Source organism: Clostridium neuense (genome assembly GCF_045310695.1).
In the GTDB taxonomy this organism is placed as follows: domain Bacteria; phylum Bacillota; class Clostridia; order Clostridiales; family Clostridiaceae; genus Clostridium_S; species Clostridium_S neuense.
Genome location: NZ_JBJIAA010000017.1, coordinates 76,345 through 88,049 on the forward strand (window position 1 = coordinate 76,345; position 11,705 = coordinate 88,049).

Annotated in this window: 10 protein-coding genes and 1 riboswitch; of the genes, 9 read left to right on the plus strand and 1 reads right to left on the minus strand. The window is 29.3% G+C overall.

The genetic code is table 11. The features are described from left to right. The first annotated feature begins 51 nt into the window (after nt 1-51). The 9 genes from ACJDT4_RS18735 (at nt 52) to ACJDT4_RS18775 (ending at nt 10,542) form a co-directional block, all read left to right on the plus strand. Complete coding sequence (locus ACJDT4_RS18735) at nt 52-1,569, plus strand: WG repeat-containing protein (RefSeq protein WP_406789118.1); 1,518 nt, start codon at nt 52-54, stop codon at nt 1,567-1,569. Between the two features lie 455 nt (nt 1,570-2,024). After that, nucleotides 2,025-3,209 (plus strand): sensor histidine kinase, encoded by a 1,185-nt coding sequence (locus ACJDT4_RS18740; protein ID WP_406789119.1) that lies wholly within the window; start codon nt 2,025-2,027, stop codon nt 3,207-3,209. Then, the gene (locus tag ACJDT4_RS18745) at nt 3,196-3,852 is read left to right on the plus strand and encodes a response regulator transcription factor (RefSeq protein ID WP_406789120.1); all 657 of its coding nucleotides are present in this window, start codon (nt 3,196-3,198) and stop codon (nt 3,850-3,852) included. The genes ACJDT4_RS18740 and ACJDT4_RS18745 overlap by 14 nt, the downstream gene beginning before the upstream one ends. 73 nt (nt 3,853-3,925) lie before the next feature. After that, complete coding sequence (locus ACJDT4_RS18750) at nt 3,926-4,867, plus strand: ABC transporter ATP-binding protein (protein ID WP_406789121.1); 942 nt, start codon at nt 3,926-3,928, stop codon at nt 4,865-4,867. Nucleotides 4,868-4,886: 19 nt separating this feature from the next. After that, complete coding sequence (locus ACJDT4_RS18755; RefSeq protein WP_406789122.1) at nt 4,887-6,032, plus strand: ABC transporter permease; 1,146 nt, start codon at nt 4,887-4,889, stop codon at nt 6,030-6,032. 3 nt (nt 6,033-6,035) lie between these two features. Continuing rightward, nucleotides 6,036-7,121, plus strand: a complete 1,086-nt coding sequence (locus ACJDT4_RS18760) for an ABC transporter permease (protein ID WP_406789123.1) — start codon at nt 6,036-6,038, stop codon at nt 7,119-7,121. 53 nt (nt 7,122-7,174) lie between these two features. Further along, a riboswitch (SAM riboswitch) is annotated at nt 7,175-7,275 on the plus strand. Between the two features lie 74 nt (nt 7,276-7,349). Then, nucleotides 7,350-7,907 (plus strand): ECF-type riboflavin transporter substrate-binding protein, encoded by a 558-nt coding sequence (locus ACJDT4_RS18765; RefSeq protein WP_406789124.1) that lies wholly within the window; start codon nt 7,350-7,352, stop codon nt 7,905-7,907. Between the two features lie 95 nt (nt 7,908-8,002). Further along, complete coding sequence (locus ACJDT4_RS18770) at nt 8,003-9,709, plus strand: ABC transporter ATP-binding protein (RefSeq protein ID WP_406789125.1); 1,707 nt, start codon at nt 8,003-8,005, stop codon at nt 9,707-9,709. Between the two features lie 2 nt (nt 9,710-9,711). Then, nucleotides 9,712-10,542, plus strand: coding sequence for an energy-coupling factor transporter transmembrane component T family protein (locus ACJDT4_RS18775; RefSeq protein WP_406789153.1), 831 nt, complete (start codon nt 9,712-9,714; stop codon nt 10,540-10,542). A 5-nt stretch (nt 10,543-10,547) separates the two neighbouring features. On the opposite strand, the gene ACJDT4_RS18780 is transcribed toward ACJDT4_RS18775, so the two are convergent. Next, entirely contained in the window at nt 10,548-11,666 is a 1,119-nt protein-coding gene (locus tag ACJDT4_RS18780) for a hypothetical protein (RefSeq protein ID WP_406789126.1), read from the minus strand. Nucleotides 11,667-11,705 lie beyond the last annotated feature (39 nt).

Here is an 11,705-nt window from a genome sequence, read left to right on the forward strand (position 1 = left end):
CGAATAACTGGTATAATTAATATATATAGAGTAAATAAGGGGGCGTTACAATTGGTTAACAAAAAGATAAGAATGTATATATGCATGGTAGGAATAGCAGCAACAATATTTATTGGAAAAGCTGCATATGCAGTAGGAATTACAGATGGGCAAGTTGTTTCTGCTAATAAGGCATGGAAAATAACTTTTAGTCACAGCATTGCTTTGGACGATTTAACTAAGCAAGGAATTGTAGTGCAAGATAGCAAGGGGGACAATGTAAGTATAAGTATTGCCATAGGCAGTGATGACAAGAGTATATTAATAAATCCACCAGAAGGTGGCTATAAATCAGGTGAAAATTATACTTTGATCTTAAATAATAAAGTACATAATAATAAAGGAGAAAAATTAAAGGACACAAAATCAATGCATTTTAGTATACAAAAATCAGTAGAAGCGAGTACAGCATTACATCGTATATATTCTAGTAATTATAAAGCTGGACTTATAGATTCAAGTGGTAAGTTAGTGGTACAACCTAAATATAATTATATAAAACTAAGTAATAATAACGATTATTCAATTAATGCAGATGATAATAATCCTATAATTGTATCATTAGGTTCTAAGTATGGACTAATAGATAAAGCAGGAAATATTATTTTAGAGCCTAAATATGATTATATCTATGGCTTTAGTGATGGACTATCAAGGGCTAAAATAAACAATAAAATTGTATTTATAGATGTTAATGGAAAGGTTGTAATTGAGCCACAATTTAAGGAAGCAGGAGACTTTAATAATGGTCTTGCAGCAGTGAAGGGTGATAATGATAAGTATGGTTTTATTGATAAAACTGGAAAAGTAGTTATACAGCCACAATTTGATGCTTACACTGAAGGTGGCGGGGGTGAAGGCTTCCAGTTTCAATACAACTTTAACGGAGATTATGCTGCAGTTGTAAAAGATGGAAAGTTTGGAGTTATTGATAAATTAGGTAACTATAAAATTAAACTAGATAGTAATTTTAAGATGTTTGTAAGTGATAGCCTAATTTTAGTTGGCCAAGGTGAAAATGGCTACAAATATATAGACGTAGATGGAAATACTGTATTTAGTAATTCTGATATGCCTGTTAGCAGCGCTATGGAAGCTCAGGATTTGTTTTTTGAAAATGGCTTTGCCTCATATTTTAAGAAAAAATCAGGTGCCTCATATTCAATGGGTATTGTAGATGAAAAGGGGAAAGTAATATCAGATGCCAAATATGATTATTTTGCGCCAAGGATTTCAGAAGGAATGGCAATACTCAGAGCTAATAATGAGTATGTATGCTTAGATACTGCTACAGGAAATGAATTTAGTGTTGATGCAGAATATGTAGGAGAATTTAAGGAAGGATTGGCAAGAGTATATGTCAAGGGTGAAGGAAATAGTTATTATATAGATAAAACTGGTAAAAAGGTTCTTCAGCCAGATTCCTCCTTCGATAGTATTGGCGATTTTGAAAATGGTTTAGCAATGGTAACCTATAAAGGTAAAGATGCTTACATTGATAAAACAGGAAAGATAGTTTGGCAAGAGTGAGGTAACAGTATTTTGGAATATTAAATAAAATTAATAAATCTAAGAGTCTAAATTTTAAAATTCTAAGACCTTTTAATAACTTGCCTTTGGCTCAGACAGATTGAAAGGTCTGAAAATTTTATGATTTAGACTCTAATATTTATAAAATTTTATTTAAATCATTCCTTTAATACTGTTACTTCACTTGAACATGAAAGGAAATGAAAATTTTTCTCCGCTTCTCTACGAAAAATACGCTAGAAGTATAGTTAATCAATTAAATTAAAACTATTTTTATAATGAAAGATATCAAGAAAATATGCTATAAAAATTAATAGATGCATAAGTTTAAGTTCAAAATTCCGTAGGTACGGAGGAATTTTTTCCTTGCACTACCGTGGGAGCGAAGCATTGTTACTTTGCATTTGATGTATGTTATAATATCATTATATTATTGCTGGAGGAATTATAATTAAATGGATAATAATAAGCACTTTGTTATCATAAGATATATTACTATTTTCTTTATTATAGTTGGAATGGTAATGTCGCAGAAAAACTTGACTAGTTCGATGTTCATTTTCATACTTGTATTTATTATTAATAGTCAGCTTCGATTTTTCTCATTAGAAAAACATTTTTATAAAATTTTGTCTTTTATATTAGAAATTATTCTTACTATTGCTGCAAACTTTTGGATAGGAGGTTTTCTTTTCGCCTATCTTATTTTGCTTGCTATTGATAGTAATGTAATATTTAATAAAAAGGAAGCTATAATATTTGATACTATAATAATTATTGAAGGAATAGTATTTTCTTTAAATTACAGCATAGAGAATAGAGGAATTAATTTAGGAGTAACAATATTAGTTGTAGCTGTTCTTTATTTTGCTAAAGACGAAAAAGAAAGAAAGCTTAAAGCACAGGATCTTTATGATAGACTTAAAATATCAGAAGAAAAGCTAAAAAAAGCAAATAAGGAACTTGAACTATATGCAGCTTCAATTGAAGAAATAACAACGCTTAGAGAAAGAAATAGAATATCTAGAGAAATACATGACAGTGTTGGACATGCCCTTTCTACAATGGTAATACAGCTTGGTGCAGTGGAAAAAATGATAAGTAAGGATCCAGCTGCAGCAGAGAATATAACTAAAAATTTAAGAAAGTTCACTCAGAAGAGCCTGGATGAGGTTAGAATGGCAGTTAGAGAAATTAAACCTAAGGAATTTGAGGAATTTGAAGGTATTTTAAATATACAAGAACTTATAAATAATTTTAAAAAGATGACTGGAGTAGATGTTAGGTTATCCTTTACAAAGGAAAAATGGTCCCTTAATTCAGATCAATCCTTTGTTATATACAGAATAATTCAAGAATTCTTATCTAACAGCGTCAGACATGGAAAAGCTACTATTATACATATTATGATGGCATATACTAAAAAAAGTATTGTTGTAACTTTAAAGGATAATGGAATTGGATGTGACAAGCTTTTAGAAGGAGTTGGAATGAAAAGTATGAAGGAGAGAATAAAAGCTTTAGGAGGAAACTTTGAATATAACAGCAAAAGGGGACATGGCTTTTTAGTAAGAATTGAGTTGGAGAAACAAGAGAAGCTTAAGATATACAATGAGGGGGATTTAAATGAAGGCAATTAAGGTTTTATTGGTGGACGATGAAAAATTAGTTGTGGATGGTCTTAAAATTATACTTGAGACTTATGAAGACATAACGGTTGTTGGTACGGCACATAATGGTGAAGAAGCTCTTAAGGAGTGTAGAAAAAGTAGCCCTGATGTGGTTTTAATGGATATAAGAATGCCTAAAAGTGATGGTGTTATGGGAACTAAGCTTATAAAAAAAGAATTTAAAGATATAAAAATACTTATATTAACTACATTTAATGATGTTCAATATATTCATGAGGCATTAAAATATGGTGCATCAGGCTATATATTAAAGGATAGTGATTATGACCTTATTTATGAGGGAATAAAGGCATGTATGAAAGGAAATGTAGTTATTAATCCAGAGGTTGCTTCAAAAATTATAAGTGAAAATGTAGAGTATAGCCAAAAAAGCTCAATAGATAAAATAAAAAAATCCTATGATTTGAGTGAAAAGGAAATTAGTATAATAAAGGAAGTTGCAAATGGTTTTTCTAATAAAGAAATAGGAGAAAAGCTTTATTTAACGGAGGGAACTATAAAAAATAACATAAGTGCAATACTTTCGAAACTTGAGCTTAGAGATAGAACTCAACTTACAATTTTTGCATTTAAAAACAATATAGTTACTTAAGTAATTTTTTTAGTTACCATGTGCACTATAAAAATATGCTGATATTTTGTAAGATATATATGAGGTGGATACTATGAACAACGAGGTTAAGGTTGATAATATTACTAAACGTTTTAATGATAAGCTTATTTTAGATAATATTTCTTTTCATGTTAAATCAGGTGATATATTTGGTCTTATAGGACCTAATGGCGCAGGAAAATCAACCTTGATTAATATAATGTCTGGAATTATAAAACCTAATAGTGGAGATGTAAAACTTGGTGGATATTCGATTTTGAATGATATTGTAGAAGCAAAAAATATGATAGGCCTTGTTCCTCAAGAGCTTGCTATTATGGATGCGTTTTCAGCATATGATAATTTAATGTATTTTGGAGCATATTATGGACTTTCTGGAAAACTTTTAAAGGATAGAATCAATATGGCACTTTCTGTAACTGGACTTACAGAGAGAAAAAGGGATAAGGTAAAAAAGTTTTCTGGAGGAATGAAAAGAAGACTCAATCTTGCAGTAGCAATTATGCATAAGCCTAAAATTTTAATAATGGATGAGCCTACAGTAGGGGTAGATCCACAGTCAAGAAATTGTATATTTGAATTTATAAGAAGAATAAATAAAGAGGATGGAACCACGATAATTTATACTTCGCATTATATGGAGGAGGTTGAAACTCTATGTAATAATATATTTATCCTTGATTTAGGAAATGAAGTTGCTTATGGTTCAAAATCAGAAATTAAAGCTATGGCAAGTGTACATGGGACTATAAGACTAAAGGTAAGTGATTTTAATGACCAGTTATTGTTAAGATTAAAGGAGTTAAGTGGTATAAAAGATGTTTTTTTTGAAAACGAAGAAATTAAGATATTTATGGATGAAAGTAAATTTAAAATAGAGGAGCTGCTTTTGCTTTTTTCAAAAGAAAATAAAAAAATAAAAAGTTTTAATCTCGAAGAGGCTTCTTTGGAAGAGGTTTTTTTGGCCATTACAGGTAAAAATTTAAGAGATTAGATGTACGAGGATGAAATATATGTCAATTAAGAGTAATATTATTATAGCCCTTAAGGGAGTAGTTGCAAGTTGGAAACAGATACTATTAGCATATGCTGTTTTTCCTGTTCTGATTGTTAGTTGTCTTGGGTATTTTTATAAAGATATATATAGTCCTAAAACCCAAATTGATAAAATTAATATAACTATAATTGATGAAGATCATAGCAGAGGGTCTGCAGAGTTCAAAGAAATTTTTCAAAATTCGGATATAAATAAGATAGTTAAGATAGTTAAAAATGGAGAAATCACTATTAAAATACCAAAGGGGTATGAAGAAAAAATAACTAAGCTCGGCAGTGTTACGATAACAGTTAGTGGAAAATTTAATGTACTACAAGATGATAAAGATACCATTAACAGTATCATAAGTAGTTATGGAAAAATTATTACTGAAAATAAGATTATTTCAAATAACATGGACTTATTAAGCGCAGAAAATAAGAAGAAAATAAACGCTGCTTTAAATAATATATATTCTCAAAAAATACTTAAAAGCAAATTTGTAAAATCTAAAAAGACTTTAAATTCCTATGAAACCTTAAGTGCTACTCTAATTAGTTATATTATTGTAGCAATAGCTGTAAACATAGCCGCTTCTTATAAGAAAGAGAAAAAAGATGGTATATTTAAAAGGCTTATGGCTATGCCTATGAGGAAAGAAAAATTATTTAATACAACATTAATATGTTATTTTGAGTACAGCATAATTTTTGGAGCTGTATATATATTGACACTTATTGTAACTGGTTTTGCTTTTAGAGGGTGTAATTTTATAAATTTAGCAGTTGTACTTATTTGTCAAAGTTTACTAATAACAAGCTTTTCAGGATTTATTATAGCCTTTTTTAACGATGAATTTTCAATACCTATTCTTACAGCTTTGCTTTTTTTTCAAACATTTTTTGGAGAAACCTTTGTTCCAATTCAGGAGGTTTCTAATGGGCTTTATATAAAAGTATCTAAACTTGCTTTTTTAAATATAGTACCGGATACGTATAAAAAATGCATGCTTTTTAATTCTTTTAGCAGTATAGAAAAAAATTTAGCTTACATGATTATTTTTTCTATAGTTATTTATATTATAGCTCTTTTTAAGATAAAAATTAGATGGGAGACTGCTTAGTATATGAGTTTTATTATGGTTTTACTAGCTAATTGTAAAAGATACTTTAAGAATAATAAAAATATTGTGTTCATGTTTTTTGTGCCAATACTTCTTACAGGCTTTGTGTATTTTACTGGAGATAATAAAAGCGAAACTTCTAATGGTAAAATTGCAGTAATCAATTTAGATAGAGGTGCATATGGCAATAAGCTTATTAAAGAATTAAAAATAGGTAAGACTTATAAAAATAAGATTGAAGCTTTAGAAGACTTAAAAAATAATAAATATACAGCTGTATACGAGCTGCCAGCTGATTTTTCTAAAAGCGCTAATGAAAAATTAAAACCTGTAGTTAATGTTTATAAGCTTCAAGCTGGAAATATTAACAATGAATTTGAAAATAGATTAAAAAATAGTATAAAAGAAATTATGAAGGTTAATGTTTTAGAGGAAAGCAATATTATTAAAGATGAAAGTGAAATAGAAAAGAATATTATACATATTGATTACAAAAAAACCGATAAATCAATAGGAGAGGATAAACTTTTTCCTGTATTAAACATTATGTATCTTATGATTATTAACTCAACCTTGTTTGGTAAAGATTTAATAAGTCTTAAGAAGGAGAAAATATTAGAGAGAGTTTCTTCTACAGCAAATAATGAGTATAGTATATTAGGCAGTATATATCTATCAATGGTAATAGTTCAATCTGCAGCCTCTATAGGCTCCCTTTTTGTAATAAATTTAGTTTTTAAATATGGTTTTCAAAGCTTTGCATTTGAAGTTTTAAATATAATTTTAATAAGTATGATATCTATAGCTACAGCAATAATGGCGTCACGAATGTCTGAACAATTTCAAATGGGAGCACTTATAGTAGTGTTAATAAACCTATTAATGCTTACTATCTATTTTATAGGGATAAGTGAGAAAGGCAAATTCCCTTTAGGTGAAATCCTTATGAAAATTACACCTTTTTATTGGGCTATGGATAGCATTAAAAATTTTAGAATCTTTCCTAATACCATTATTTTAATACTTATTGCACTAGCGTTTTTTACTGCGGGAAGCGTTAAATATTCAGCAATTGCCAAGAGCGAATAAGGATAGATTTGACATAAGTTAAAAAAATGATATACTTAATGAGTATTAAATAAATCTTATCGAGAGTGGCGGAGGGACTGGCCCTGTGAAACCCGACAACCAGCATGTTTAGTGTATGGTGTTAATTCCTGCAAAATAATTTGCAAGATAAGAAAATGTAAATTTGTTAAAAAAACTGCTTTTCTTATTGAATTGCAGTTTTTATTTTTTTATAATGGAGGGATAAATATGGAAAAAAGTAAATTACCAATTAGAACGGTTGTTGCTATAGGTATTGGAGCAGCAGTGTTTATAATATTAGGACGTTTTGGTTCTATCCCATCTGGTATTCCGAATACTAATATAGAAACAACCTATGCATTTTTATCAATTATGTCTGTTATATTTGGACCAATTGCAGGCTTATTTATAGGACTAATAGGACATGTATTAAAAGATTCTATTTTTTATGGACAGATTTGGTTTAGTTGGGAGCTATCTTCAGGAATATTTGGAGCAATAGTAGGAATTGCAGCTAGAAAAATAAATATTGAAGAAGGTTTATTTGGGTTTAAACAAGCAATTATATTTAATGTTATACAAGTTATTGGAAATGCAATTGCATGGTTTTTAGTAGCACCAACTTTAGATATAGTGATGTATGGCGAGCCAGTAAATAAAGTTTTCATTCAAGGAATTGCAGCAGGTGTCGCAAATATGATTACAGTAGGAATAATAGGTACAATACTACTATTTACTTATGCTAAAACTAGGACAAAGACTGGAAGTTTGAATAAAGAAGAGTAAATAAAATTAGTGAAACAGTTAAATAAGTGTCTTTAAATGTGATATTATAATAAAGGCACTTGTTTTTTTTGCACATAACTAGGTAGGTGATATAAGTGAGAAAAAAGGTAATTGAATTCGAGAATTTTGGATTTCAGTATAAAGTTCAGGCGAAGCCAACATTAAAAAATATAAATCTTACTATATATGAAGGAGAAAAAGTTTTAATAGTCGGACCATCTGGATCAGGGAAAAGTACAATAACTAATTGCATTAATGGTCTTTCACCCTTTCATTATAAAGGAAAAATAACTGGAAGCTTAAAAGTAATGGGGCATGAGACGAAAGAGATGAGTATACCAGAAATATCAAAATATTGTGGTACTGTACTTCAAGATCCTGATAGCCAATTTATAGGACTTACTGCTGCAGAGGATATAGCTTTTAAACTTGAAAATGACTGCGTTCCTCAAAAAGAGATGATAGAAAGAGTTTCTAAAGTTTCTAGTATAGTTGATATGAAGGAATTTATAGATTCGTCGCCACAAAAGCTTTCAGGTGGACAAAAGCAGCGAGTTACCCTTGCAGGCGTAATGGTAAATGAAGTTAATATACTTTTATTTGATGAACCACTTGCAAATTTAGATCCGCTGTCAGGTAAAAATGCAGTTAAATTAATAGATGATCTGCAAAAAAAAGAGAATAAAACTATAATTATAATAGAACATAGACTTGAGGATGTTTTAAGTTCAGATGTAGATAGAATAATTGTTATAAATGATGGAGAAGTTGCTGCGGATATGACTCCAGGTGAGCTTTTGTGCTCAAATATTTTACAGGCTTGTGGAATAAGAGAGCCTTTATACATAACAGCTTTAAAGTATGCGGGGTGTGATATTACTGGTGACATGCAGCCTGAGCATATTAATACTATAAAACTTAAAAATTGCAGGGATAAGGTAATCAATTGGTATGAAGGATTACCATATAATAATGAAGAGGAAAATGGCAACACGATTTTGGAACTTAAAAATATTTCTTTTGGATATACTTCTGAAAAGGCAACGCTTAGAGATGTATCATTTAAAATAAAAAAAGGTGAAATGGTGAGTATAGTTGGAAAAAACGGAGCGGGAAAATCAACTATATCTAAAATAATATGTGGACTTCATAAACCTCAGTCGGGAAGTATACTGTTTAATGGAAGAGATATAGCCAAAGATACAATTAAAGAACGTTCTTCGTACATAGGCATGGTTATGCAAAATCCTAATCAAATGATTTCAAAGGTAATGGTGTTTGATGAGGTTGCATTTGCTTTAGCAATAAAGATGGTTCCAAAAGAAGAAATAACAAAAAAAGTCAATGAAGTTTTAAAAATCTGTGGTCTATATGAATTTAGAAAATGGCCCATATCAGCGCTTAGTTTTGGTCAGAAAAAAAGAGTTACAATAGCATCTATATTGGTCATGAATCCTGAACTTATAATTTTGGATGAGCCAACAGCGGGACAAGATTTTAAGCATTATACAGAGATAATGGATTTTTTGGTTGAACTTAATAAAAAGGGTGTTACTATTGTTATGATTACTCATGATATGCATTTAATGCTTGAATATACACAGCATGCTATAGTTTTTTCTAAAGGAAGTAAAATTGCTGATGATACAGCTATAAATGTTTTGACTAATAGTGAAGTAATAGAAGCTGCAAATCTTAAGACAACCTCTATATTTGAGTTAGCAATTAAGTTAAATATGGATAAGCCTAAAAGTTTTGTGAAAGCATTTATAGATTATGATAGGGGGAATAGAAAAATATGAGCATGAATAACGCTATGTTATCTTATATAAAAAAAGATACTCCAATACATAGATTTACTGGTGCTGCAAAGTTAATATTTTTTATATTCTGGGTAGCAGCATCTATGATTACATATGATACAAGGCTTTTAGTAGCTCTTGTTATAGTAGGCGGAATTGCATTTAGATTTTCGAAAATAAGATTTAAGGATGTGTCTTTTGTAATATATTTTATACTTTTCTTTTTAGTTATAAATACCATACTTATTTTTGCATTTGCGCCTTATCAAGGTGTGAAAATATATGGAACCAGACATAATCTGCTTCATATAGCAGGAAGTTATTATTTTACAAAGGAACAGTTATTTTATCAATTTAATATTGCAATTAAGTATTTTGTAACCTTACCTATGGCACTTTTATTTATTGTAACTACAGATCCAAGTGAGTTTGCTGCCTCGTTAAATAAAATAGGAGTTGGTTATTCAATTGCATATGCAGTTTCACTTACTTTGAGATATATACCAGAAATTCAAGGAGAATATCATGATATATCATTTGCACAGCAAGCTAGAGGAATAGATATGTCTTCTAAAGAAAAATTTACGAGAAGAATAAAAAATGCTATTTCTATACTTATGCCTTTAATATTTTCAAGTCTTGATAGGATAGAAACTATTAGCTGTGCCATGGAACTTAGAGCTTTTGGAAATAATAAAAAGCGTACTTGGTACAAGGAAAGAAAGTTTAAAAAGAATGATTTTTTAATAATTGCTGTTGGCGTTATTTTGTTTGCTATTTCGCTTGGTCTAAATTTACATAGAGGAACCAGATATTTTAATCCGTTTATATAGATGCATCATTTAGCATTGTTTTTTTCAAGTTCATTGTAAAGCTTAAGAACTCCTTCTCCCCATTTGGGGTCCTCAGCGTATTTTCTATTTATCCAGTGAAAAGGTTCTTCAGTTTTTGGCCTATCTTTGCATAAATTAATTACAGTTCTGCTGGCTATTTCGGCAGCATCTTTAAGGTTGGTATTATATTCTTGCCAGCTGTGGAAAACATTAAAGGGATTGTTTACTATTTTCTTTGCATATTGTTCATTAGCTGGTACGAAGTCTTGCTCTTGGCCTGTAATTGCGAATAAAACAAGCGGATTCAAATTAAATTCTTTTGCCACTCCAAGTATTGTTGAAAAATAAGGTTCCTGTTCTAATAAAGAGTTTTTATTGTGTAAATATTTTTTTAAAGAGTTTTCATTTATATTTTTATAGCTAAAATAATTAGGTAAATTAGAATTGGGTAATTTAGCTGAAGCAATAAAAGCTTCGGATTTTTTGGCTGTTTTTTTAAAAGTAATTTTTATATTTTTTGCTTTTGAAGTATTTATGATATTTTTAATAGCATAAGAATTGTAAAGAGCAATGGTAATCACAAATAAAGCACAAATAGAACCTTTAAATATTTTTGAATTAAGGATTGTTTTTAGCTTCTTTTGGTTTATAACTAAAGGTATGGTTTCAGGTACTAAAGTTTCTACAGGGACATTTTGAGTATCTAAATTAATTTCCGAATTATCCTCTTTAATAGGAGATAGCTCTATATCAAATTTTTTAAATTCTGATATAGAAATTTTGTTTTCTACCTTAGAATTTACCCAATTTAAAACACTTTCATAGAAATTAAATTCAGCATCTTTTTTGGAAATGCATGTGTTGAATATATCTATGAGAAAAATTGTCTTTCCGTTTTTTAATAAGGTACTTTTTAGAAGATCTTGCTTAAGCTTAGCGGTATATTCTTTTTCTATTCCATCAATATTCTTATCTAGAATTTGATGTATAGATGAAGTTAAAACGTTTAGCTTTTGAACTTGAGTATAATTACTATATTTTTTGTTTATATATTGTTTTAGAATTAAAACGTCATTCTTAGAAATAACCTTTTGGTCTTGAAGCTCGTCCATAAAACTTTCCATAAATATTCCAACCCCACTATAAAAAAGAAAAATACTATA

Excerpts from the sequence above, each read along its gene's own strand:
- ACJDT4_RS18775 (WP_406789153.1), top strand. The coding sequence starts at position 9,712 with ATGAATAACGCTATGTTATCTTATATAAAAAAAGATACTCCAATACAT.
- ACJDT4_RS18740 (WP_406789119.1), top strand. The coding sequence starts at position 2,025 with ATGGATAATAATAAGCACTTTGTTATCATAAGATATATTACTATTTTC.
- ACJDT4_RS18765 (WP_406789124.1), top strand. The coding sequence starts at position 7,350 with ATGGAAAAAAGTAAATTACCAATTAGAACGGTTGTTGCTATAGGTATT.
- ACJDT4_RS18780 (WP_406789126.1), bottom strand. The coding sequence starts at position 11,666 with ATGGAAAGTTTTATGGACGAGCTTCAAGACCAAAAGGTTATTTCTAAG.
- ACJDT4_RS18745 (WP_406789120.1), top strand. The coding sequence starts at position 3,196 with ATGAAGGCAATTAAGGTTTTATTGGTGGACGATGAAAAATTAGTTGTG.
- ACJDT4_RS18750 (WP_406789121.1), top strand. The coding sequence starts at position 3,926 with ATGAACAACGAGGTTAAGGTTGATAATATTACTAAACGTTTTAATGAT.
- ACJDT4_RS18755 (WP_406789122.1), top strand. The coding sequence starts at position 4,887 with ATGTCAATTAAGAGTAATATTATTATAGCCCTTAAGGGAGTAGTTGCA.
- ACJDT4_RS18760 (WP_406789123.1), top strand. The coding sequence starts at position 6,036 with ATGAGTTTTATTATGGTTTTACTAGCTAATTGTAAAAGATACTTTAAG.